The 23272-nt window shown below is 43.1% G+C and carries 20 protein-coding genes and 2 pseudogenes; 7 read left to right on the top strand and 15 right to left on the bottom strand.

Annotated elements, in window-relative coordinates; translation table 11 throughout:
• Positions 1-121: 121 nt before the first annotated feature.
• A complete protein-coding gene (gene mobA, locus HGT71_RS12935; protein ID WP_214218155.1) occupies positions 122-679 on the bottom strand; it encodes a molybdenum cofactor guanylyltransferase MobA in 558 nt (185 codons plus the stop codon).
• Positions 680-774: 95 nt separating this feature from the next.
• On the opposite strand from mobA, the gene HGT71_RS12940 reads away from it, so the two are divergent.
• The 4 genes from HGT71_RS12940 (at position 775) to HGT71_RS12955 (ending at position 6510) form a co-directional block, all read left to right on the top strand.
• Positions 775-1761, top strand: coding sequence for a serine/threonine protein kinase (locus HGT71_RS12940; protein WP_214218156.1), 987 nt, complete (start codon positions 775-777; stop codon positions 1759-1761).
• Positions 1762-1786: 25 nt separating this feature from the next.
• Positions 1787-2413 (top strand): thiol:disulfide interchange protein DsbA, encoded by a 627-nt coding sequence (dsbA, locus tag HGT71_RS12945; protein ID WP_099824896.1) that lies wholly within the window; start codon positions 1787-1789, stop codon positions 2411-2413.
• A 334-nt stretch (positions 2414-2747) separates the two neighbouring features.
• Positions 2748-5525 (top strand): DNA polymerase I, encoded by a 2778-nt coding sequence (gene polA, locus HGT71_RS12950; protein WP_214218157.1) that lies wholly within the window; start codon positions 2748-2750, stop codon positions 5523-5525.
• A gap of 16 nt (positions 5526-5541) precedes the next feature.
• Positions 5542-6510 carry a D-cysteine desulfhydrase gene (locus HGT71_RS12955; RefSeq protein ID WP_214218158.1) on the top strand — a complete coding sequence of 323 codons (969 nt, stop codon included), beginning with the start codon at positions 5542-5544 and terminating at the stop codon, positions 6508-6510.
• Here HGT71_RS12955 and HGT71_RS12960 read toward each other — a convergent pair.
• The 5 genes and pseudogenes from HGT71_RS12960 to HGT71_RS12980 all read right to left on the bottom strand — a co-directional run bounded on the left by HGT71_RS12960 (position 6501) and on the right by HGT71_RS12980 (position 9724).
• Entirely contained in the window at positions 6501-7034 is a 534-nt protein-coding gene (locus tag HGT71_RS12960; protein WP_214218159.1) for a lipocalin family protein, read from the bottom strand. The genes HGT71_RS12955 and HGT71_RS12960 overlap by 10 nt on opposite strands.
• 24 nt (positions 7035-7058) lie before the next feature.
• Positions 7059-7712 carry a DUF421 domain-containing protein gene (locus HGT71_RS12965; protein WP_214218160.1) on the bottom strand — a complete coding sequence of 218 codons (654 nt, stop codon included), beginning with the start codon at positions 7710-7712 and terminating at the stop codon, positions 7059-7061.
• 118 nt (positions 7713-7830) lie between these two features.
• Positions 7831-8412, bottom strand: coding sequence for a YceI family protein (locus HGT71_RS12970; RefSeq protein WP_048913052.1), 582 nt, complete (start codon positions 8410-8412; stop codon positions 7831-7833).
• A gap of 165 nt (positions 8413-8577) precedes the next feature.
• A pseudogene (locus HGT71_RS12975) lies at positions 8578-8952 on the bottom strand (TonB-dependent receptor); the annotation flags it as partial.
• A 166-nt stretch (positions 8953-9118) separates the two neighbouring features.
• Positions 9119-9724 carry a solute carrier family 23 protein gene (locus HGT71_RS12980; RefSeq protein WP_241597659.1) on the bottom strand — a complete coding sequence of 202 codons (606 nt, stop codon included), beginning with the start codon at positions 9722-9724 and terminating at the stop codon, positions 9119-9121.
• Between the two features lie 293 nt (positions 9725-10017).
• On the opposite strand from HGT71_RS12980, the gene HGT71_RS12985 reads away from it, so the two are divergent.
• Positions 10018-11157 (top strand): porin, encoded by a 1140-nt coding sequence (locus HGT71_RS12985; protein WP_214218162.1) that lies wholly within the window; start codon positions 10018-10020, stop codon positions 11155-11157.
• Positions 11158-11200: 43 nt separating this feature from the next.
• Here the strand turns inward: HGT71_RS12985 and tauD are convergent, their stop codons facing one another.
• The 5 genes from tauD to HGT71_RS13010 all read right to left on the bottom strand — a co-directional run bounded on the left by tauD (position 11201) and on the right by HGT71_RS13010 (position 15087).
• A complete protein-coding gene (gene tauD, locus HGT71_RS12990) occupies positions 11201-12037 on the bottom strand; it encodes a taurine dioxygenase (RefSeq protein WP_214218163.1) in 837 nt (278 codons plus the stop codon).
• Positions 12027-12836, bottom strand: a complete 810-nt coding sequence (locus tag HGT71_RS12995) for an ABC transporter permease subunit (RefSeq protein WP_214218164.1) — start codon at positions 12834-12836, stop codon at positions 12027-12029. Before HGT71_RS12995 ends, tauD begins: the two co-directional genes overlap by 11 nt.
• Entirely contained in the window at positions 12833-13606 is a 774-nt protein-coding gene (locus HGT71_RS13000; RefSeq protein ID WP_214218165.1) for an ATP-binding cassette domain-containing protein, read from the bottom strand. Before HGT71_RS13000 ends, HGT71_RS12995 begins: the two co-directional genes overlap by 4 nt.
• Positions 13603-14586, bottom strand: coding sequence for a taurine ABC transporter substrate-binding protein (gene tauA, locus HGT71_RS13005; RefSeq protein ID WP_214218166.1), 984 nt, complete (start codon positions 14584-14586; stop codon positions 13603-13605). The genes HGT71_RS13000 and tauA overlap by 4 nt, the downstream gene beginning before the upstream one ends.
• Before the next feature lie 126 nt (positions 14587-14712).
• Positions 14713-15087 carry an RcnB family protein gene (locus HGT71_RS13010; RefSeq protein ID WP_214218167.1) on the bottom strand — a complete coding sequence of 125 codons (375 nt, stop codon included), beginning with the start codon at positions 15085-15087 and terminating at the stop codon, positions 14713-14715.
• Positions 15088-15349: 262 nt separating this feature from the next.
• Between HGT71_RS13010 and HGT71_RS13015 the strand changes: the two genes are divergently transcribed.
• Complete coding sequence (locus HGT71_RS13015) at positions 15350-16108, top strand: alpha/beta fold hydrolase (RefSeq protein WP_214218168.1); 759 nt, start codon at positions 15350-15352, stop codon at positions 16106-16108.
• Between the two features lie 1030 nt (positions 16109-17138).
• On the opposite strand, the gene HGT71_RS13020 is transcribed toward HGT71_RS13015, so the two are convergent.
• The 3 genes and pseudogenes from HGT71_RS13020 to HGT71_RS16015 form a co-directional block, all read right to left on the bottom strand.
• A complete protein-coding gene (locus HGT71_RS13020; RefSeq protein WP_214218169.1) occupies positions 17139-17597 on the bottom strand; it encodes a DUF943 family protein in 459 nt (152 codons plus the stop codon).
• A 34-nt stretch (positions 17598-17631) separates the two neighbouring features.
• Positions 17632-18087: a DUF943 family protein gene (locus HGT71_RS13025; RefSeq protein WP_214218170.1), complete on the bottom strand. Its 456-nt coding sequence runs from the start codon at positions 18085-18087 to the stop codon at positions 17632-17634.
• Positions 18084-18913: pseudogene (locus HGT71_RS16015) on the bottom strand (YPO3983 family protein). The gene HGT71_RS13025 and the pseudogene HGT71_RS16015 overlap by 4 nt, the downstream one beginning before the upstream one ends.
• Before the next feature lie 400 nt (positions 18914-19313).
• Between HGT71_RS16015 and HGT71_RS13035 the strand changes: the two are divergent.
• Complete coding sequence (locus HGT71_RS13035) at positions 19314-19634, top strand: DUF1493 family protein (protein WP_244986522.1); 321 nt, start codon at positions 19314-19316, stop codon at positions 19632-19634.
• 705 nt (positions 19635-20339) lie between these two features.
• Here HGT71_RS13035 and HGT71_RS13040 read toward each other — a convergent pair.
• Positions 20340-23012: a TrlF family AAA-like ATPase gene (locus tag HGT71_RS13040; RefSeq protein WP_214218171.1), complete on the bottom strand. Its 2673-nt coding sequence runs from the start codon at positions 23010-23012 to the stop codon at positions 20340-20342.
• Between the last annotated feature and the right edge of the window lie 260 nt (positions 23013-23272).

The raw sequence follows: 23272 nt of genomic DNA on the forward strand, positions 1-23272 counted from the left end.
GTGAAACGCCGTAGCGCCGATGGTAGTGTGGGGTCTCCCCATGCGAGAGTAGGGAACTGCCAGGCATCCAATAAGTCAAAAAGGCCATCCTAACGGATGGCCTTTTTGCATTGGGTCTTTTTTATTTTAACGATGCTTCATCATTAAAATTAGCAAATAACGGAAGTTCTTCATTAAACTCCAATGTCCGTCCGTGGCGAGTAAAAAAATCAGTCACCTTCCGCTTTTCCTCTTGGTAAAGAAAATCGTGCAACATTCCCCTTAAGTCTCGATGAATTAGGCAGAAAAGAGGATGATCTCGACCATTTTGTCGTACCCAAGTGAGGGGCAAGTTATGGCGTAGAGTGAATTCGTAGAGTCGTTGCACATAATCATTGGGAAACAATGGACTGTCACAAGGGGCAACGGCAAGCCATTCTGTTTCTATTGCCTCTAGTCCCACCTCGATACCCGCTAAGGGACCAAGAAGAGTTTGCGCCTTATCTTGAATGACAGGATATCCTCTCTGTTGATAGATCGAAATATGTCGGTTGGCATTAATGGTCAAGTGGCTAACTTGTGGCGCTAAATGCTCGATTACATGGTCAATTAATGCTTTCTCGTGCCACTGCACGAGTCCCTTATCTTTCCCATTCATGCGTCGTCCCGCACCGCCTGCCAAAATAATGCCACTGATCACAGTTAACCCTTATCAATTAATCGCTCAAATAATCAGACTGCCAAGCAGGGTTGATGGTATCCTGCTGTTCAGTTTTTTACATTATTACAGAGATTATGATCCAACCGAGCTTCGATTTCCAAACACTTGATCCCGAAACCGTATTAGACGCGTTATGGAATACGGGGATACGCGTTGACTCGGGGTTAACCCCGCTCAATAGCTATGAAAACCGTGTCTGGCAATTTAGCGATGAAGACCGAAAACGTTATGTGGCTAAATTCTACCGCCCACAGCGTTGGTCGCTTGAGCAGTTACATGAAGAACATCAGTTCACGCAAGAACTCGCCGAGGCTAATCTCGCGGTCGCCGCGCCACTCAGATTTCACGGAACCACTGTACAGCAAACAGAAGGTATTGCGTTTGCCATCTTCCCCAGTTTGGGCGGGCGACAATATGAAATTGATAATTACGACCATCTTGAACAAGCGGCCCAAACGTTAGCGCGTATCCATCACGTTGGCCGGCAATATCAATTCCGTCATCGACCGTCGTTGGGTCTTGATGAGTATTTTCATCAACCCTTGGCTTTACTAAAAGAAACATCACTCATCCCTGCAGCTTTAAAAGCGGATTTCATCACCGCACTCAGCGAATTAGGAACGCAGTTAACTCGTCTGTGGCATACAGACTGGGATGTTTTACGCTTACATGGCGATTGTCATCCCGGTAATATCTTGTGGCGTGATGGACCGCTATTTGTCGATTTGGATGACGCGCGTAATGGTCCGGCCGTACAAGATCTCTGGATGTTAGTCAGCGGTGACCTGAATGAACAACGAGTGCAATGGGATATTCTGCTAGAATGTTATACAGAGCTAACCGAGTTCAACATTAATGAATTGTCACTGATTGAACCTTTACGTGCGATGCGCATGGTTTATTATCTAGCGTGGGTAGTCAGACGTTGGCAAGATCCTGCTTTTCCTAAAGCTTTTCCTTGGTTTGAAGAGGCTGATTTCTGGAGACGACAGATTGCAGAAATTCACGCGCAGACTGTGTTGTTACAATCGCCTCCCTCACTGATGATGCCTCAATTTTGAATGATAATTTGGAGATAAGTAAAAAATGAAAAAAGTATTATTTGCTCTCTTTGGGGCAATGCTTGCCTTTGGTGCTTCTGCAGCAACCTTCACAGAAGGTAAGCAGTACCAGGCGATTGAAAAGCCAGTAAATGGTGCGCCAAAAGTTGTCGAATTTTTCTCATTTTTCTGCCCACACTGCTACGACTTTGAACGGACTTATAAAATCAACCAAGCGGTTGAACAGGGGCTTCCTGCAAATGTGAAATTAACACGTTACCATGTTGATTTCTTAGGCGGCGACTACGGTCCAATCCTGACCCATGCTTGGGCAGTGGCTATGGCACTAGGTGTAGAAGATAAAGTCATGGATCCTATCTTCGATGGCCTGCAGAAGTCTCAAACCATTAAAGATCAACAAAGCTTAAAAGATGTCTTTGTCAAAGCTGCGGGGATTACTCCGGAAGCTTATGACTCGGCATGGAATAGCTTTGCTGTAAAAGCACTAGTTAGCCAGCAAGAAAAAGCCGCGACTGATTTTAATATCAATGGTGTCCCTGCACTGTTCATCAATGGGAAATACCAAATCAACAATGCTGGGCTTGATACGAGTTCACTGCCTAACTTCTCAGCGGATTATGTCAACGTCACGAAGTTTTTGCTGAATAAATAAGCGTATTACCTCTGAATACTCAGGTGTTCAGGGGTTTGCCCTGTTCCGAACAAGAAACTCGATCCTTTTATTCACAGAAGTGTAACCCGGTAATTATGTAAGGAAACATCGAAGATCTAATTTAACATTATGTTTTAAATGATTTTTATCTAGATCGATTGTATGTTTTGGTCAATTTGTAATTAACGTAATAAATAGATCCACAGAGTTATCCACAGGATCTTAGACCTGATTTTCTTTTATGTGATCATGCCAGTCACTGACATGGTCAACATTTATTCTATTCTGTGGCATGCTAACGCTTATCCACGGCCCAACTCAGAAATTAATACCTATGGCTCAAATCGCACCAAACCCGCTGATCCTAATAGATGGTTCTTCTTATCTCTACCGAGCGTTCCATGCTTTCCCGCCGCTCACTAATGCTGCGGGGGAACCGACAGGGGCCATGTATGGCGTGCTAAATATGCTGCGTAGCTTATTACTGCAATACCAGCCTAGCCATGTTGCTGTCGTATTCGATGCCAAAGGGAAAACCTTTCGTGATGAGCTGTTCGCTGAATATAAATCGCACCGCCCTCCTATGCCGGACGATTTACGCTCGCAAATCGAACCTTTGCACCAGATGGTTAAAGCGATAGGCTTACCGTTACTCGCTGTATCTGGCGTTGAAGCCGATGACGTTATCGGTACACTGGCCCGTCAAGCGGAGCAAGAAGGGCGGGATGTATTGATCAGTACTGGCGATAAAGATATGGCACAACTGGTTAGCCCCCATATCACTCTTATCAACACTATGAACAATACTGTTCTTGGCCCAGAAGAAGTTAACGAGAAATACGGTATTCCTCCAGAGCTGATAATTGATTATTTGGCATTAATGGGTGACTCGTCCGATAACATTCCTGGTGTACCCGGTGTAGGTGAAAAGACCGCTCAGGCGTTATTACAAGGATTGGGAAGTTTAAATACCATCTATGCCGATCTCGATAAAGTGGCTAGCTTAAGTTTTCGCGGAGCGAAAACCATGGGTAAAAAATTGGCCGAAAATCAAGAAATGGCCATGCTCTCCTACCAACTTGCCACAATCAAAACCGATGTTGAGTTAGCGCTCACCTGTGAGCAACTGAAGATCGGCCCGTTGGATCAAACACTTTTGCTCGACCTATTTGCCCGCTATGAATTTAAACGTTGGCTAGGGGATGTGGAAAACAATCGCTGGTTAAGTGGTAAGTCGACCTCAAAGGCCACAAATACTGCACCGGTAGAAGCGGCCCCTGTACCCGAAATCAGTTTATCTTCCGATAACTACCAAACGATTTTTGATCAGACGTTACTGGATGAGTGGCTTGTTAAGCTGAAAAATAGTGAGCTGTTTTCTTTTGATTTAGAAACGACCTCTCTGGATTCTTACTCTGCTGAAATAGTCGGTCTTTCTTTCGCCACCGCTGCAGGCGAGGCGGCTTATCTACCTGTGGCCCACGACTACTTGGATGCCCCTGAGCAACTCAACCGCGATGATGTTTTGGCTCAGTTTACGCCATTATTAGAAGACGAGAATGTGGCAAAAGTTGGTCAGAATCTAAAGTATGACCGTGGCGTACTGCTTAACTATGGCATTGAATTAAAAGGTATCCGTTTCGATACCATGCTGGAGTCTTACCTCTATAACAGTGTGGCCGGTAAACACGATATGGATAGCCTCTCACAACGTTGGTTAGGCCATAAGACGATTACCTTTGAAGAGATTGCTGGTAAAGGCAAAAAACAGCTAACGTTTAATCAAATAGCCCTGGAGCAAGCCGCTCAGTATGCAGCAGAAGATGCCGATGTTACGCTACAGCTGCATCAGAAAATTTGGCCTTTATTAGAAAATGAAGCGGGCCCTAAAAAAGTCTTCGACGAAATCGAGATGCCACTCGTGCCTGTGATCTCGAAAATCGAGCGCAATGGCGTATTAATTGAGCCGCTCATTCTTTCGGCACACTCTCAAGAGTTGGCGCAGCGCCTCGAAGAGCTAGAGAAGAAAGCGCACGAGCTGGCAGGGGAAAGCTTTAATCTCTCATCGCCTAAACAGTTACAGACGATCCTTTTTGAAAAACAGGGTATTAAGCCGACGAAAAAAACCCCGGGCGGTGCGCCGTCAACCAGTGAAGAAGTCCTGGCCGAGCTAGCGCTTGATCACCCGTTACCTAAAGTGATTCTTGAGCACCGTGGTCTCTCGAAACTGAAATCGACCTATACCGATAAGCTGCCTCTTATGATTAGCCCGATTACGGGTCGCTTACATACTTCTTATCATCAGGCTGTTACCGCAACAGGACGCCTCTCGTCGACCGATCCAAATCTTCAGAATATACCGGTGCGTAACGATGAAGGTCGGCGTATTCGCCAAGCGTTTATTGCCGCTCCTAGCCATAAAATTCTGGCAGCGGACTACTCGCAAATTGAATTACGGATTATGGCACACCTTTCACAAGATAAAGGCTTGTTAGAAGCCTTTGCCCAAGGTGAAGATATCCACCGAGCCACGGCTTCAGAAGTCTTCGGTACCCCACTGGATAAGGTGACGGGCGAACAACGCCGTAGTGCTAAAGCGATTAACTTTGGACTGATTTATGGCATGAGCTCGTTCGGACTATCGCGCCAATTAGGGATTGCCCCGGGTGAAGCGAAGAAGTATATGGACCTCTACTTCGAGCGTTACCCAGGTGTCTTGACCTATATGGAAACTACACGTCAAAGTGCGGCGGAAAAAGGGTATGTTGAAACCCTCGAAGGACGTCGGCTCTATTTACCTGACATCAAGTCGAGCAATGCGATTCGCCGCAAAGCAGCGGAGCGGGCGGCGATCAATGCGCCAATGCAGGGTACCGCAGCCGATATTATCAAACGTGCGATGATCGGGGTTGATCACTGGTTGGCGACCCAAGATCCGGACCGTATCAAGATGATCATGCAAGTACACGATGAATTGGTATTTGAAGTGCATGAAGACTTGGTCGATAGTGCGACGCAAAAAGTACGTGAAATTATGGAAAACTGCGTCACGCTAGCGGTACCTCTACAAGTGGATACCGGTCTAGGTGATAACTGGGATCAGGCGCATTAAGCGAGAAAGTGAAATAATGTTAATCGATAATTACCCGAAAATAGAGCTGGTTGGTGCGCCGACCCCCATTGAGTACCTACCGCGCCTATCCGATTATGCGGAACGCGATATTTACATTAAACGCGATGATCTGACCCCCCTAGGATTAGGGGGGAACAAGCTCCGTAAACTCGAGTTCCTCGCCGCACAAGCGCTGCAAGAAGGCGCGGATGTTTTGCTCACCGCTGGTGCGATCCAGTCTAATCATGTTAGGCAGACGGCGGCAGTGGCGGCGAAACTGGGCCTAAAATGTATGGCGATTTTAGAGAATCCTCTAGAGGACGCGCCGGAAGGTTATCAGCACAATGGCAATCGCTTATTACTCGACTTATTAGGCGTCAATGTTTTACCTGCACAGGTTGGACCCTCTCTCGCCGAACAGCTGAGCACGCAAGCCGAATTACTGCAAGCACAAGGATTCCGTCCTTATGTTGTACCGGTAGGTGGCTCGAATACTTTGGGCAGTTTGGGATACGTTGGATGTGCGCAAGAAATTATGCATCAAGTGGCGGACATTCCTGACCTTGCTGCGGTCGTCGTCGCATCAGGTAGCGGAGGCACACATGCCGGCCTGTCAGTGGGTCTGGAACACTATCTTCCACAGGTTTCCTTGGTGGGGGTGACAGTTTCGCGCAGCCAGGCGCAGCAGCAGCCGATTGTTGACGCGCTACGTCAATCTTTAGCCGAGACGCTGAACGTCAGTGTGAAACAGCCACTCGAGTTGTGGGATGACTTCTACGCACCGGGCTACGGCTATACCAATGATAGCGGTAACGATGCGCTGAATTTACTGGCCCAGCTGGAAGGGATCTTCCTTGACCCCGTTTATACAGCGAAAGCAATGGCAGGAATGTTATCGGGAATTAACAGCCACCGTTTTGCTGGTAGTGGCCCGTTACTATTTATCCACACTGGCGGTTCACCAGCGCTTTTCGCCTACTCCTGATCGGTCCACAGTAATTGGTCGATAGCAAATCCCGCCTGCTTGGCTTTCACTAACAGCGTTTGACGCGATGTAGCGGTTAAGTGAGGCTGGCGGGAGAGGATCCAGAGATAACTTCTGTCGGGCCCGCAGACTAAGGCCGTTTGGTAATCCTCGTCCAAGGCAATCACGTTATAGCTGGCATAGAAAGGCCCAAAAAATGACACTTTCAATGCTGCGCGATCATGACTTCCGGTGAAGCGGGCCTTGCCGATACTCTCAGACCACTGTCCTTTTTTAGGGTTAAAACCACGGTTTATAACGGTGATAGTGCCATCCTTTTGTAAACGGTATGTCGCGGTAACGTGGGTGAGGCCTTTTTCAAACCGATTCTCAAGCCTTGCGACCTCATACCACTTACCTTGGTACTTCTCGACATCAAATGGCGTGACGGGCTTAACCCCCGAAGGCGGCGTCATCGTTTGACAGGCCGATAAGAGTGCGAGAGAACCCAAGCCAATAAGGGGTAACAGCAGTTTATATTTCATCTCTATTGCCTTATTTTTCTGTCGTTAAATGATCGCTTTCGTTCCATTATAGAGGTGTAGGACCAACTCGCTTTTCCAAAACTCGCCGAGAAAAACATCCTCTACGGCTAAGGATTTCTCCTTAAGCTTCGCGGTGAGCCACTCCTCATCCTTTTCAATGATTTCTAAGCCGTGTTGGCGAATTTCACCGGTTTTAATCACCAATACCGAAAACATTGTCGCTTCTTTAGTGATCACGCTGAGTTGGCCGCTAGGCTCAACCTGGGCGTAACGAACCTCTTCGAACGAATTTATTCCCAAAGAGTGAAGTTGTGAGGTAAGGCTAACGATATCGAGCTTATTTCGACTTTTAAGTACGTTTTCAAGGATAAAGTTACCGTTCTTCATGATAGGAATCGGATCACCTATCGTGATGGTACGTATCGACGAGATATGCTTGCTGGCGAAATTTAACGCGCTAATTAATAACACCCCGAGCAGGAGTAAAATAACATACTGCTGCAGAGGGATCGTGTCGCTATAAATTACCCCGCCAATAATGCCCCCCAATACAAAGTTGCCGATAAAATCGATCGGGGTCATCTGTGAGAGTTGGGTCTTACCGGTGAGATTGAGGTGAGCGATGAGAACGCAGAAGCCAATCAGTAATTTGAGGAAAGTAAATTCGTAATATCCCACAAATTATCCTTACTAATTTAATCAATGGATGACACTAAGGATAATACAAATTGTCGGGTAGAGAGAAATAAGGGAGAAATTGTTCCCAATAAAAATCTTACTGGGAACGAGAAGGGGATTACTTAGCGTAGGCTTCCGTCGAAATGTTCAGGCTAATGGCATCGCTTACCGCAGGAACATACTTATCAATACCGAACGCTGAACGCTGTAACGTGCCGCTGGCATCAAACCCAACCGCTTGCTTTTTCACCATTGCGTGTTCACCGATTTTATTGAGGGTGGCATGCAGGGTAACGGGCTTAGTGACCCCTTTCAGTGTGAGATTTCCCTCAACGTCGTACTTATGTTCGCCGCGTGGGATCACCTTGGTACTCGTAAAGGTGGCTGTGGCATATTTAGTGGTATCGAAGTATTCGCTACCTTGGAACTCTTTAGTTAAGGCCGGTACATGGGTATCGATATTACTGACTGGAATCGTCACTTGTACCGATGAGGTGGCAGGGTGCTGTGGATCGAACTTAATGACCCCCGTTGCGCCTGGAATCTCCGCGGTAGGATGTGAAAAACCAAAATGGTCCCAACTGACAACGATAGAGGTGTGCGCAGCATCTAATTGGTAGTCCACTGCTGCCGCTTGTGAGGCCGCACTATACAGCGTAGTGGCGGCAACAATAGGTAAGAGAAGCGTACTGATTTTCATTATTTTTCTATCCTGTGTAGGGTGAATAATATAAGTATGGCTTATTTATCAGATAACGGATAGTTAATAGTTTTGTTCTCTTTATTCAAATAAATTGTTCAAAATTATGACAGTGGTAACAAAATAGAGCCAGAAGAGGGGTGCCTAGGCAGGCACCCGAAAGCGTTAGAAATCGTATTGCAAGGCAACGCGGTTCTGCCAAAAATCTTTCTTGTAGAGAGGGGAAGTTTGAACGCCGACAAAATCGGTCAAGCTCAGACCCTTGAGCGCTCCCCCGAAGCTATAAATACCATAAACAAGGTACTCAGACTGGCGTAAACTGCCATGACTATTGGCCGGTTTAAGATCCATCCATGAGTAGCGAGTCCCCACAGTCACTTGCTCAGTTGCGCTGTAATTCAAGCTGGTGGCCCAAGCGTTTCCATTCCCGAGATCTTGAGTACTGGTGAAGAAGGGTTGAGCGAAATAAGGGGTCACAAGAGGGTATTGATGACCGCTGGCATTATTCGCCAAGTAGTCGTAGCCAACTTTCCAATTCAGGTTACTCAGCGGGAATAAAGACCGACCATGAAAAGCTGATACCAAAGCGAAAGGGAATAGGCAACGCGGGAAGGAGGCCTGAGCTAAAATGCGGGTGAAATTTACCTAAAAGTGTGGCGAGAAGGCTGCCTGCAACAATTCCAACGATAATACTAGAGAGCTTGCACTAAGGACGACGGCTACAGTTCATCAGCACAATGATCAGGAGGGTAAAAAGCCCTAGCCCAAGATTATGTGGCGCGGCAAAGTCCGTCGCACCAAATCCGCCACCCCAATCGGTAATACTGACTTTAATCAGACTGATACCGATCAAGACAATAACGATACCGGTGACCAGTGGCGTCAATACGCGAGAAAAGGTATGGATAAATTGGCTGACAATCAGCGGAATAATTGCCGAGACTAAGGTACAGCCAAAAATCATTGCCAGAATTTGCTCCGGTGTCGCCCCCTGCTGCTTTAGCAGTAACCCCCCAGCAATAATCACGCCCAAGAAGGCAAAGCTAGTGCCTTGCAGGCAAATCATCCCCGCCCCGATATTACGAAAACGTACTGCTTGAATGACTGTTCCAACACCTGAAGCAAATAATGACATGCTGATTAAATAAGGAAGAAACTGCGTGAGGCCAAGGGAACTGCCAATAATTAAGGGGGGTGTCACAATCCCAACAATACTCGCCAACATATGCTGGACGGCGGTACAGACTGCAGGTATGAAAGGTAAACGATCGTTTAGACCATAAAGTAGCGGTTCATCATTTGTTTTTTGCATTGGCTCGCATCCACTGTTTTTTTACTTATCTCAGCAAAAACTATTCCAGTTATTTAATTGATGCGGATTAAGGGCAAAACAGGGCGTTGCGGCTGATTGCGAGGATAAGAACACTTTTAGGTAAGTAATTTTTGATTCAGTTTATTACTTTTTGAGGCTTATTAGGTCAATACGCACCATTTTGGTGCTTAAAATTTAAGACTATTCCAAGAAATTCATATTTTTGTCATAAAGCGTAAGGATAATCACCTTGCTCGATTATTGCAGTGTTTAATTACAGGATAATTATATTAATGAAAACGCGTTTATTTTCGCCCTCGATCTTGGCGTTGTGTTTACTGGGACTCCCCGCTGTCAGCCAAGCAGAAATTACTCTCTTAAAACAAGATCCTCAGGCGACTGATCCACTCAGCCGCTTAAATGTCAAAGTGGGTGGAAGTATCCGTCCTCAGTTCAATCACCAGACCGGTGGCAAAGATAAATCATACAAACGCAACGGTTTTGATGGTGGCACACGTTTTCGTTTCAGTGTGGATTACGCACTGACCCAAGATATCAACTGGGTTAACTACTACGAAGTTGGTGTTAATATTCCTAAAGTCTTTAACTGGGATAATCATCACGCTTCTGGTGCGACCAATACCACCCGCCGCCAATGGTTTACCGGCTTAAAGAGCCAGCAATATGGCCAACTGACCTTCGGACAACAGAATAGCGTTTATTACGATGCGGTCGGGGAAAAAACCGATATTTGGGATGACGATATGTTAGCTCAAGCACCGGGTAACGGGGTAAACGGTGATTATGATGGATCATACCGTTCGCGTAAGATGCTGAAATATAAAGGCCGAGTAGGGGATTTTGATGTCTATGCCTCATACCTCTTTGGCGACGATCCGTTACTGACCAGCGACAAAATGCGCTACAAACGTAAAGGCGGCGGTTCTGTCGGTATCGATTATCACATTACCAAAGACCTCTCGTGGGGAACGGCCTGGAACTACACCAAAGCCACCGTTTATGACCATGCGCATGGCCAGAGTAAAGATTATAACCAAAATATCGTCGGGACGTCCTTGGGCTGGACACCGGGTAACTGGACCATTGCCGCAGGCGGGGGATACTATCAAAACTTCCTGAAAACCAAGCTGAAAAATGCAAATAACTACTTTGCTGGTGATGCATGGGGCGTCGAATATTTTGCCGGTTATAAGTTCCCAGTTCAGCAAATGGGTGTGAAGGCGGTAATGCCTTATGTTATGGGTGACCGTCTTGAATACGTCAATGGTCGTAATTACAAGCGTATCGATAATGGCGTAGGGGTTGCATTATTTGCCTATTACGGCTTCCGTGTCGATTATGAGCACGTCTTTGCGTCAACCACCGATAAAGAAGGGGATATGAACCTCGTACGCTTCCGCTACGACTTCTAATCGCTCACCCACGCCTTCATCCTCAGCATGAAGGCGTTTCGTATTATGGACCTTTCGGCTTATCGCCTAAAATGGTGGCTCGATGCATTACCCGCCGTTGGGGGTGATAGTCATCACAGGCGTAATGTTGAGTAATACGATTATCCCAAAATACCACGTCATTCGCCTGCCAATGCCAACGAACCGAAAACTCCGGTCGCGTGCTGTGAGCGAAGAGAAGCTCCAGCAAAGCACGACTTTCTAATGCACTTAGCCCAATAATCCGCCGCGTAAATCCAGGCGTCACAAAAAGCCCTTTTTTACCGGTATCGGGATGCACACGCACCACGGGATGAATAACCGGCGGATGATCTTGACGAGCCTTTGCGACCTGTTGTTGAGCTTCCGCAGTTGTACTAAAACGCTCATCGGGAAAAGACAGTTGAATATCATGTTCGGCATCGAGACCGTCTATCAGCTGTTGAATGGGCGGTGACAGCGCATCATAGGCTGCACTGCTACTCGCCCATAATGTATCACCACCGTATTCAGGGACTTGGATGGCATTAAGGATGGAACCTAGGGGAGGCGTTTCGATAAAGGTTACATCGGTGTGCCAAAGTGCGTTATCCCGTAAATCATTGAGCGCCGTATCGAGAATTAAAATTTCGGGTTGCTGCTCGACTTTCGGGTAAATGGGGTGGATATGTAAGCGACCAAATCGCTCAGCGAGGCTAGCCTGATCGGCGGGCGTCAGGTGTTGACCACGAAAGAAAAGCACTTGGTATTTAAGGAGTAATGAATAGACCGTGCGCTGATCATCAGCGGTCAGTTGGGTCAAATCAATACCGTCAATCTTTGCGCCAAGTGCAGGGGTAAGTGGGGTCGCGTTAATCGTCATACAGGCTCCAACGGGCGAATCTTTTCTGTAATTGTCTAAGCAGGAGTTCGATAACGAGTGCTACCGCTGCAATGAGGAGGATCCCGGCCACCACCACATCGGTTGATAAAAACTGTGCGGCAGACTGCACCATAAAGCCTAAGCCACGGTTAGCGGCGATAAGCTCTGCGGCCACTAAGGTCGACCAGCCGACGCCTAAGGCAATCCTTATTCCCGTCAGCAGTTCAGGAAGAATGCTGGGTAGAATGACCCACTTCATTACCTGCCACGACGATGCACCTAAGCAGCGCACGGCTTGAACTCGGTGTGGCTCAATACGTCTTACCGCTTCCGCTGTACTGATAGTCAAAGGGGCGAAAATCGCCAAGAAGATGAGGAGGATTTTCGAGACTTCACCGATCCCTAACCAAATAACGATAAGGGGTAAATAAGCCAGTGGCGGGATAGGGCGATAAAAATCCAAGATAGGGGTGAAAACAGCCCGTACCACCGGAGTCAGCCCCATAGCAATGCCAAGAGGGATAGCGGTTACTAAGGCGATCGCTAAGGCAACCAATACCCGAAGCAGGCTGGCGGTAATATGCTGACCCAAGCTAATGTCGAGGTAACCTTGTTGCCATAATTGTTTAAATGCCAGAAACAACGCCTTGGGCGACGGAAAGAAAAGGGTATTAACCCAACCGTAGTGAGAAGCGGTAAACCATGCTGCCACGATCACCAGAACCGTAAAACTGGAGATTAGCGATAAATAACGGCTGGATGGAGATCGAGAATAGGAGGCACCACGTAGAGACTTCATGCGACCTCCAGTAATTGATCCAGTAAGGATTGTCGGTCATGAGTGAAGCGGCTATCAGCCTTGAGCGATCTGACTGTCTCACCGTCTAGAAAACGACGGGCAAAGGGGGGCTGCTGATGTGTGATAATTTGCGTAGGAGGTCCTTGTAGCAGGTATAAATCTGTAGCCAATAATAGGGCCTCATCCACACTATGGGTGATTAACAGAAAGCCCACACCCGTCTCTTTCCAAATCGTCAGTAGGAGCGCTTGCATCTTTTCTCGTGTCAGCGCATCCAGGGCCCCAAATGGCTCATCCAATAAAAGAAAGTCAGGCTTAATCGCAAGGGCGCGAGCTAGCCCCAGACGTTGTCGTTGTCCCCCAGAGAGTTGTTGAATCGGCTGCTTAGCCTGGGCAGCTAATCCGACCAACTCGAGATAGTCATGAGCAATTTTTTGACGCTGTGCCTTGGCAACACCTTGGATCTTAAGACCGATTTCGACATTGTGTTCGGTATTCAACCAAGGTAATAAGGCATCATCTTGAAAAACCACCGCCCGCTGTCCCGAAGGTCCACTAAGAGATTGATGATTGAGCGTAACCTGCCCCTCGTCTAAGGGTTGAAAGCCGGCAAATACGTTTAGTAGGGTAGATTTACCGCATCCAGAGGGGCCAAGCAGCACAACACTTTCCCCTTTATTTATCGACATCGATATCTTATCGAAGATAGGTTGCTGCGCTTCGCCGTGAGTGAAGGTTAAATGCCCTTGAATAATCTGTAGCTGGCTCATGGTTGACGACTCAACTTGACGAATTTATCGCTGATAAACGGGCGATAATCAGGTAATACGGCAGGGATACGATGCTGTTCAACCAAGAATTCGGCAGTCGCTTTGGTGGCTATTGCGCTGCCACCCTCCAGAAATGATGAGCTAAGTTGTTGCGTATAGGTGGGATAAACACTACCAGAGAGCAGGCCAGGAATATCTTGGGCGGATACCCCGACTAATTTAGCGATTTTCTGCGCATTTTCGCTGGTGGCACGGTATTGCTCAGGATGTTGAGCATAGTGATCGAAACTTTCTAATACGACATGTGCGTACTTCGCTAAGACTTCTGGGTGCTGCTCTGCGAAGTCTTTGCGCGTAACCCATACTTCAAACGTGGGGTTACCCCATTCACCCACCTGTTTTGCGTCAGTCAGTACTTTGCCATCTTTTTCTATTTGGCTGAGAGCGGGTGACCAAACAAAGGCGCCATCAATATCCCCTCTTTTCCAGGCCGCGGCGATTTCCGGAGGGTTGAGATTAACAATCTTCACGTCACCGGGTTTGTAGCCCCAGTGCTTCAATGCCGCCAGTAAGCTGTAGTGCGACGTCGAGACAAAAGGTGTGGCCAAGGTCTTACCTTTCAAATCCTGATAACTATTGATATGGCTGGCATTGCGGACAACCAAGGCTTCGGCACCGTGAATTTGAGTCGATACTAGGAAAGCGACAATCGGCAGGTTCCGCGAGGTCGCGGCAGCAAATGGGCTAGAGCCTAAATTACCGATTTGAATAGAACCGGAGGCTAATGCGGCGACAACCTCCGGTCCGCTATTGAAGCGACGCCAATCGAGTGGTTGACCAATTGTTTTTTCAAAAACACCATCGGCTTGAGCGAATTTTGACGGGTCAACGCCAGTTTGGTAGCCAATCACGATGGGAGCGGCGAGAGTGGTAAAGGGGAAGGTTGCAGCGATCAGTAAACTAGCGAGTAGGCCTTTCATAGATATTCCTTATTCGTTTTTTAGAAATCTAATCGAATAAGGGGGGGCGCCAAACTACATATTAGGCATTTAGAAAGACTAAAATTAGCTAAAGCCCCTCAGGCAGAATACCTGAGGGGTGGGGAATTATGGATGCATACCGTTAAGGGTAATTGAGGTGATGATCCCCGTGGTTGCTGCGACCAGTAGGTAATTACCGTCTACATAAGCCCAATGCTGGCCATGTGGAGGGGACGGTAGTCCACGGTCACGCCAATCATCCACGCGATAGTCAGGGCCGCGAAAATCATCGGGTACTGGGCGGCCACGATCAAAATCATGACCACGATATGAAAAATGACGTGGGCCATCATCGTGACGACGATACTCTCCATGAGAAGGGCCTCCGTCGTAGCGATCATCCGGTCCTCTGCCTGGGCCATCTGCTAAGACAGACTGGCTCACCATTAATGCTGAAAGTGATAGCAGAGAAAGTGTTTTCCAGTTAGCGAATAATTTCATAATGACTCCAAAGTAATCCTAAGCGGATTGATAACGTCAATGATGCCGAACTTCAATTGATGTTGCCTAGTGTAGGGGATGTCATGTCAGGCGATTTAGAAAAACTGATAGGATTGCTACAAAGAGTATGACAAAGCATGTCAATCTTAACGATTTCTAGGAAGATGAGAAGAAACGACACATTTTGTTGTAGAAACCTCAGGTAGAGCGTGAAAGAGCGATTACGCTTAAGAGTAAGAAAACTCACTACTCAGAGGTTAGGATGATATTAACATCAATTCAAAAAGGCGACCCACAGCAGCCCCCCTTAGTCTTTATGCATTATCTTGGCGGGTCTGCAAAGACTTGGCTGCCTGTTATTGATGCCCTCTCACAGCACTTTTATTGTATTTCATTGGATATGCCGGGTTTCGGTGACTCTGCCCACCTTTCACCAGCATCCATCGCAACGCAAGCTGAGGCTGTTAGGGCGACCTTGAAAGAATTAGGGGTAAGTCAGCCATGGCTTATCGGCCATTCCATGACCGGAAAGCTGGTTGCGGCGATGGCGCTTGAAGCGCCGACGGAGGTGGCAGGTATTATATTGACGGCTCCCTCGCCCTTATGCCCGCAACCCATGACCGATCAGCAATTTGCAATGCAATATGAGTGGCAGGCAACTCGTGAGCATGCCAGTAAATTTGTGGCAGGTTCTCACCATAAACCGTTATCACCTGAACTTGAGCAGCGTACCCTTGACGATGTATTAAGGGCGAATCCTGCAGCGTTTCCCTACTGGGCGAAAACGGCTAGCCAAGAGGATTTTACTCAACGCTTTGAAGATATAACGCTTCCAGCGCTATTACTGTTAGGCGAGGACGATGATAATGTTCCACGGCTAGAGCAGCAGCTATCCTCGACGCTTCACCCGTTTTCCCCCCACGAGTATCAGATTATGGAGGGCTGCGGCCATTTACTGCCGCTCGAGGCAACAGAACAACTGGTGGCGATAATGAGTGCATTTATTAATAAATACGCTTAATAAATGATGGCCTCCCGCAGGGGTGTTTACTGCGGGGGGAACGATATAAAGGATGAAGGTTGATATTATTAAAAATAATAAATAGGACTATTTTTGTTTTTTATTTTTTACAGCGATTATTCTTGTTCTGGGATGTGTAGGAGAAGGTTATACTCTTTTTACTGATAAAATAGGATGTGATTTTATTGGATAAAAAATGGTTAAAATCAGAAAGAGTATCGTGAAGGTGAGAAAAATAATTTATTTTTTAGTTTATTTCCTATTATTCCTTATCGGTTTTTATCTGCTCAAGTTTTCACATGTTTTTGAGATAGATAAATCAATATCAATCCTCGAATCAGCATCAAAATTTATAATAATGATCATCACTCTTGTGGCATTAACTCGATGGGGAATGAAGCTGTATAAATTTTTTATAGAATGAATAGATTACTACACTGAGGGGTTATGAAGATAATTAGCCAATTTTTTATATGGCTGGAGGTTATCTAGGTGCTAAAACGAGTGGTACCGTAATAGCTACTCTTTACGATTATATGGAAATATAAATGATGAAAGCGGCGATAATAATTTTAACTATATTACCTTTAGTCTGTCTTATGATAAGTGCTATTTTATATATCAAAAACCGTTCCAGATATCAAAAGTTAATCGATAATTTCCAGAAAGAATATGATTTTACTAATCCTTATTTATTATATTCTACTATGGGGTTCTTAGGGGCTCCATTGATTGTATATTTTTTGTTAATTTGTTGGGGAATAAAAAGATTTTCTTTCTAGATAGAGGAGATAAAGCATATAATTTCCCCCATCGAGATGGGAGTCTACAATTAATAACCGCTATTAAGCCAATTCTCTCCGTTTTTTTAATGGGTTTTTTATTCTGCCTTTTACTTGGATTTTTAGCAATCGGTATTATGCTCCGTGTCATTTGAACGTAATGTGGCATTAATATTATTCACTTCTGCACTCAAGAATTCCAATTAATGATGTATTTTATAACATTTAATTTTATATAAATTATCCTATTAATGATATTTTCTCATTTCATATTTACCATTTTCTTTTATACGATAAATCCCATTATCTCCCCAAAACTCTAGGCCCGTGTATTTTTCTTTTTTTACAAATAAGAGAGAATCCTTATCAATACAATTTTTAGGGAGATCGACATCGTTGAAACAGAGTCTATCGTAGCCATCTGTCTCTTTATACCCCTCACCAAAATTCCAAAATATTATTGTGAAAGCCCCCTCTCTATCAGGCCGAGGAATACCATACTTTTGTTTCAGAAAGTATTGGTTATTTATCCACCATTTTATTTTATTTTTATCAGAAAAGGGAAAGTTTTTAACAAGTACTGAATGAAAGTCGTGATCGTTGTGTACTGCAATGATCTCCACAGGTCGTAATATAATGGAAAAATAGTAAGTTAAAATAGCGACAAATGGAAAGAAAATTAAAATCATTATTTTCATTTTTGACATTGAAAAAATCTCTAAAATTTAAATTTACGGTTAATTAATTAGTTATCATTGTTTCGTATTCATTTAGGGTATATTCCCCACTGTCTACACTAATTATTTGTTTTCCTGTGGGTGAGTTCCATATTGTCATAATTATATTTTTCTCGATGCAGTTTAATGGCGTCTTACGACCGTCAAAACATCTTCTATCGTATTTACCTTGCTCCTTATAACCTTCTGCGAAGTCCCAAAAAACGATGGAGGAAAACGTCTTTTGATAAGGCTGGGGTAAATTATACTTTTCTTGTAATGTATTGCTGTTTTTGAGCCACCAGCTAATTTTTCCGCTATCGGTAAGTGGGAAATTATTTACTAAGATAGAGATAAAATCACCTTCTTTATACACAGCAACAACTTCTACCTTACGCAGTGAGATCCATAGGGTGAAAATAAGCAATACACTGATAGCTAAGGTGAGAAAAATAATTGCTGTTTTATTTCTTTTCCTCATGTCAACTTCCCACTAATTTCTATACTGGCTTCCATATTGGTCATAAATGGCTTGAAGCCAAATTCAGTGTATCGTTGAAGTACAAACCAAAGACGGAATAACTGAAACTGCTTGAACTGCGTTTTGAGTATATCATCGCTATCCAAACCAAAATGGTCCTGAACGTTATAATGAATAATTGCCCGGTAATGACTATTATTAATCTGCAGTGATTTCAGTGTGATATGAGTAGCCCAAGTATCATGAACACTGATCCCCATACCGTTAATACTATCTTGCAGTCTATCAAACTTAGGTAATTTTTCTTGCAGAATAACTATTCTAAGCAGATACGAAATTTCTTCGGGTATAACGCTATGGATTCTATTTTTGATAGCTTCTTCTAATCTAATACGAGTACTATTTCTCGTGTTATCCCTCAATATTTGTTCTTCTAACGCTTTATTTAGGGCACTATCACTAAAAGGCGTGCCATCACCGTGTTGCATATGCGTAATCATTTTTTCGATAAGATATTTGTAAGGCCCGTAAAAAGAAAATGCCCGGGATAACCAGCGGAATTATCGAACAGCAAAGAGATAGCATGCTGGCGGCTAACCTTTTCGCTTCGACCATATAGCTGACAGCAGAACATCGATTGTGGTTGATCCACCATCGCCCTTCGACTGAGTGAATAAGGATCGACTTTGTTAGAGACGTAATGGAGCCCGTATTGTGTAATCAACTGTTCAGCAGTTAGGTCACCATAGTGCATATCCTTAGCGCTATAGTCATCCATCCTATTCTTTGTTTGGAAAATCAGTATTGGGAAAGAGATTGAAGACATGTAGAACCATCCATAGTTCGAAAATTAAAATGTCAGTTTAACGATAATAAATACTTTAATGAGCTAAAGAGTTTAGTTGATCATAAAAATGAAAATTTCAGATTATGGATTGCTCAGTATTCTTAATAAAATTGGCAAGGTTTTTTAGCGGTCTTTTGATTTTTTGATACTAAATTAATAAGTCACTCATATCTGTCTGTTTTTATTGATATTAATGTCATGCGCGTAGAACTTCCTCGGCTTCACTTTTTTTTCGTAAGTATTTTAGTTCATAATCTCGGTGCATTTGCAGGTAGGGCTGTACCAGTACTCGCCTGAAGCATTATGGCTGCTGATGTTGCAATAATTAGTTTTAATACAGTCAACAGGTTTAATACTATCGACCGTTCGGAGGAAAAATATGGTGAATAACTATAGCGACGAGGGGATTAGAGAATTCCTCCTTGAACATCTACCAAAAGTGACAAGCTTTTTTAAAAAAGTGAATATTTCTGATGATGAAGCGTTACAGGATATTTTTGAAAGTGAAGACTTGGCAGCGCTGGTCAATGATTTATCATCTGAACTGAATATTGATTGTGAAAAGTTCAACATGCTTAGGTATTTTCCGTGGAACTCCGAATCTATTTTCGACAGGCATCCAGACAATACAGGTAAAGCACCACTATCACTCAGAATGTTTGTTGAATCGGCTAAAGCAGGTCGATGGCTTTACGATTAAGCGCCAAAAAGCACAGTGCTTTCATAAAATTACTAGCCTATTTTTTATGGTACTTATTTTATGAGACGGGACCTACGGGCTTACCCCACTTGCGGATCTGTGTGTCTGTTAATTTGGGTTTTTACGAAAACCGGAATATTGAAGAAGAGGACGTACGCAAAGAGTTATCTTTAAGTACCATCGGGCATGCCTTTGAGTACACAGTATTTATGTTTTTTATTACGTCTTTATGATGCTGGTGATAATAATAAACCGCGACAGTGCGCGGCTTATAGGGATTTAATTCGGGTGGGTGATTCTTTGTGGGGGCTTACTCAATATTCTGAATCTATGCATGGTTTTTATTTTTATGCGTATTATTTATAAGTTATTTTTTTTGGGTGGAACAGGCATTGGTACATGGGGTTTTAATAATGCTTATTTATGCTTATTCTGAAACCATGCTAGCGAAGAAAATCCTTCTCAATATGCAATTTTTTTAAAAAAGTATTTTAGCTATACTGATTACGGTTTAGGATAGATGATCACAGGAGTTTAAGTATACTTATAACATATTTTTTCTAAAAATTATTTAAGTTGATTTTTTTACCCTCAAAAAATACCAAATTGATCAATCTCCAATTGATAAGATTGAATGGAGTTTTATAATAAAGCCCATTAATCATGGGCTTAAGGATACTTGAAAGGTATAAATATTAATAATTATTAAAGTATTCCATATTTTTTCTCTCGGTTTGAAAATGCTATGTGACCACCTTCAAGTATTGAGCAAATCTGATGCCTTATCCCTATTTGCTCTTTAATATTACCGTCTTCAATTGCACCTGCTTCGTATTCAATCAGTTGACCATCATTTTTTGCTACAATGATCTGTTCAGAATCACTATTAATAACAAGGTTGGCATTATGAGTCACAATTATGACCTGTCTATATTTTTTTATCGCTCTAAATAAAGGTACTAATTGCTTCATGATAAAGTCATTGTCTAAGTCATCTTCAGGTTGGTCAAATACAAAAGGACTTCCAAAGGGGTCAGTAGCTAGTTTTAAGCTTACGTAAAATGTTCCCCTTTGCCCTACTGATAACTTGTCAATTGTCCTCCCCTTATAAGTAAACACAGCATTAACGTTCAAATATTCATTCATTTTATTAGGTGAGAAAAGATAATGCATTAAATCGTATCTTCCACCTTGATTGAAGTACTCTTGTTTCCAAAGAAATGACTCAATATTAATTCTTTCTTCAGAACCTTCAATTTTTATGAGGTCTACACCTCTTAATAATTCGAAAAAGCTGAAATCGTTTTCAATGTTGAATGTTTCTTTTAATCTTTCGCGGGTCGACTTCTCTGAAGTACTTCTAAATTTTCCTCTATTCAGGCAAGACTCTAAGCCATTATAGAATCTTTCGATATTAAAAAAAATTTCTCCCTTTATATCTATTTCAGAAAGAATATCCTGAACGATTGAATTTTGTTCTTGATTCCAGTCTGGGTTATTGTTCTTTAAAAAATCAAAAGAATTATTTATTTTTTGTTTTTCTTCCTTTAGGAAATCTTTATATTTTAGGGGTAAATTGCTTCGTTCGGAGACATAAGTATAGTAGCTATTAGTTTTGGAATGAATAGTAGCCAAACTCTCTTTTGCGTTATCAATATTAAGTTGATACTCTTTTATTTTTTGAAATAACGATGATACATCTTGATTGATACCTTGATTATTGAAATCCTCCTTAATCTTTTCATTCTCATTTTTGCAGGTGGTTATTGATTTGTTAAGGGCTTCAATATTTGACAACAGAGGAGGTGTGAAGGAATCAGTATTAATAATAAATGACTTACTTTCAAGCCCATCTAAGTGATTATATTCCTTGATTTTACTATTTATCTCATCGAAGTTTCTTATGAGGTATGATACTAGCTCTCTTGTTTTCTCATGCAATATTTGTAATTTATTTAATTTTTCTGTGTTCTTTTGATAAAGTTCAATTGAGCTTTTATTTTTGGGATTGGTAAGTGTGTCAATAAGCTTCTGATTTGTATCAATTATTTTTTCTTGATATTTTGGGGTATTTATTGAATTGTTCGAAGAGTCTTTCTGTTGCCAGTAATCTATAAATTGACGATATCTGGCGAGATTCTCTGCTATTTCTTCGGAAGTAATAGTGTCAAATGGTTTGTTTTTTAACCCAAGCATTTCCTTGATCTCATCACTCAATCTTACAGGATCTAGGGTGGCATTCATTATATCACCTTGTGAAACATGCAGATAATTATAAGGCGATTCGTTTCTCTCATCAAAAAAAAGTTCTGTCTCTTCGTCGAAACCCTTGTTTAAACTGATGGAAATCTCACTGCAATTTAGTTTTTTCAATTGGCTAGATGTAGGATCAGGCAATAATTTTATTTTAATGGCATCCAAGAAAATACTTTTCCCTGTGCCTCGGCCACCAATTATAGAAACCATGTTTTTATTTAATGGGATGACTTGTTCTTTAAATTTTAGCCCGCCATCTATAAAAATATCCCCACATATATTTATCTTACTAAAATATGGTCTTATGAGTGAATTTTCGATAAAGTCCTCACTCTGTTGAACCCTCTCAGCCGGTTCGAATAAGGTCTGCCTTAACCCTTGAAAATTAGGGTTTGCCTTGACCCAAGTATATTTACTACCCACAGTTTTAAGATCATGAGCGTCTGAACAAACGAAAACAGGTTTTAGTGGCGCATTTTCAAATCGGTCACCACGTAGAAAGAAATCGCGATCGCGTTCTCTGCCTAAAACTATATGGCCGAGTTTATCTATTTCCTTAGCAACTGCGACCGACCTACCCTCTTTACTTTCAGGTTGGAACCCACCATAGCCGTTTGGGCAAATAGCAACAAAATAATCTTTTCCTATGTTGAATGTCTGATTTAGACCATCAATTAAAGTTTTAAAATCTATGTAGGCATCATGAAGTTTTATTTTAGATTCGACTATTGATGTTTTACTGCACCAAATGGTTTTACCTTCATCAGTTTTATTAGATAACTCTATTTTTTCCAGTGCCTTATTGATTCGTTCTGTTCTTATTCTCTCGGAGAATATGATGTGAATGTTAATCCACTCACCAGATTTATTTGGTTGAGAAATTCTAAATTCGACATTTCCTAAAATAGTAATAGGGTATTCTTTTTCTCTAAACTTATCCCTTAATATTTCAAGCTCATTTTCTGCAAAAAACCAGTAATTTGTTATACCTAGAAGACTTAGATTGTTTTTAATGACTTCATCAACAAAGTTGTCTAGATGCGGATCTTTAAATTGATCATTTAAATTAGTCATGGGTGAGTGAATATGTAAATCCCACTTGTTCCAAACAGAACCAATCATTCCCTATCTCCTTCAGTTTGGGCTGAATAAAAATTATTCTAATCTTACTTAAGCGTTAAGAAGCCATCGTGGACGTTTCTAAGCTCGGAGATATAAGTTGCCTTAAAAGGTACGCAAATGCCTAATTTATGGTAATGATAAAGATGGATTTTGGAAACTACTATCAATGATAACGTTAAATTTTCATTGATAGGCTTACATTTATATGTTTTTCGAAGGTATTGAGGCAAGAAATGGGTTTATTTGGCCTTCGAATTTCA

Source organism: Rosenbergiella epipactidis, assembly GCF_018494055.1.
GTDB classification, from domain to species: Bacteria; Pseudomonadota; Gammaproteobacteria; order Enterobacterales; family Enterobacteriaceae; genus Rosenbergiella; species Rosenbergiella epipactidis.

Bases quoted from the DNA above. Each gene is read 5' to 3' on its own strand.
- dsbA (WP_099824896.1), top strand. From the start codon at position 1,787: ATGAAAAAAGTATTATTTGCTCTCTTTGGGGCAATGCTTGCCTTTGGT.
- HGT71_RS13015 (WP_214218168.1), top strand. From the start codon at position 15,350: ATGATATTAACATCAATTCAAAAAGGCGACCCACAGCAGCCCCCCTTA.
- HGT71_RS12985 (WP_214218162.1), top strand. From the start codon at position 10,018: ATGAAAACGCGTTTATTTTCGCCCTCGATCTTGGCGTTGTGTTTACTG.
- tauD (WP_214218163.1), bottom strand. From the start codon at position 12,037: ATGACGATTAACGCGACCCCACTTACCCCTGCACTTGGCGCAAAGATT.
- HGT71_RS13000 (WP_214218165.1), bottom strand. From the start codon at position 13,606: ATGAGCCAGCTACAGATTATTCAAGGGCATTTAACCTTCACTCACGGC.
- HGT71_RS12995 (WP_214218164.1), bottom strand. From the start codon at position 12,836: ATGAAGTCTCTACGTGGTGCCTCCTATTCTCGATCTCCATCCAGCCGT.
- tauA (WP_214218166.1), bottom strand. From the start codon at position 14,586: ATGAAAGGCCTACTCGCTAGTTTACTGATCGCTGCAACCTTCCCCTTT.
- HGT71_RS13035 (WP_244986522.1), top strand. From the start codon at position 19,314: ATGGTGAATAACTATAGCGACGAGGGGATTAGAGAATTCCTCCTTGAA.
- HGT71_RS13010 (WP_214218167.1), bottom strand. From the start codon at position 15,087: ATGAAATTATTCGCTAACTGGAAAACACTTTCTCTGCTATCACTTTCA.
- polA (WP_214218157.1), top strand. From the start codon at position 2,748: ATGGCTCAAATCGCACCAAACCCGCTGATCCTAATAGATGGTTCTTCT.
- HGT71_RS13025 (WP_214218170.1), bottom strand. From the start codon at position 18,087: ATGAGGAAAAGAAATAAAACAGCAATTATTTTTCTCACCTTAGCTATC.
- HGT71_RS12970 (WP_048913052.1), bottom strand. From the start codon at position 8,412: ATGAAAATCAGTACGCTTCTCTTACCTATTGTTGCCGCCACTACGCTG.
- HGT71_RS12960 (WP_214218159.1), bottom strand. From the start codon at position 7,034: ATGAAATATAAACTGCTGTTACCCCTTATTGGCTTGGGTTCTCTCGCA.
- HGT71_RS13020 (WP_214218169.1), bottom strand. From the start codon at position 17,597: ATGTCAAAAATGAAAATAATGATTTTAATTTTCTTTCCATTTGTCGCT.
- HGT71_RS13040 (WP_214218171.1), bottom strand. From the start codon at position 23,012: ATGATTGGTTCTGTTTGGAACAAGTGGGATTTACATATTCACTCACCC.
- HGT71_RS12940 (WP_214218156.1), top strand. From the start codon at position 775: ATGATCCAACCGAGCTTCGATTTCCAAACACTTGATCCCGAAACCGTA.
- HGT71_RS12980 (WP_241597659.1), bottom strand. From the start codon at position 9,724: ATGCAAAAAACAAATGATGAACCGCTACTTTATGGTCTAAACGATCGT.
- HGT71_RS12955 (WP_214218158.1), top strand. From the start codon at position 5,542: ATGTTAATCGATAATTACCCGAAAATAGAGCTGGTTGGTGCGCCGACC.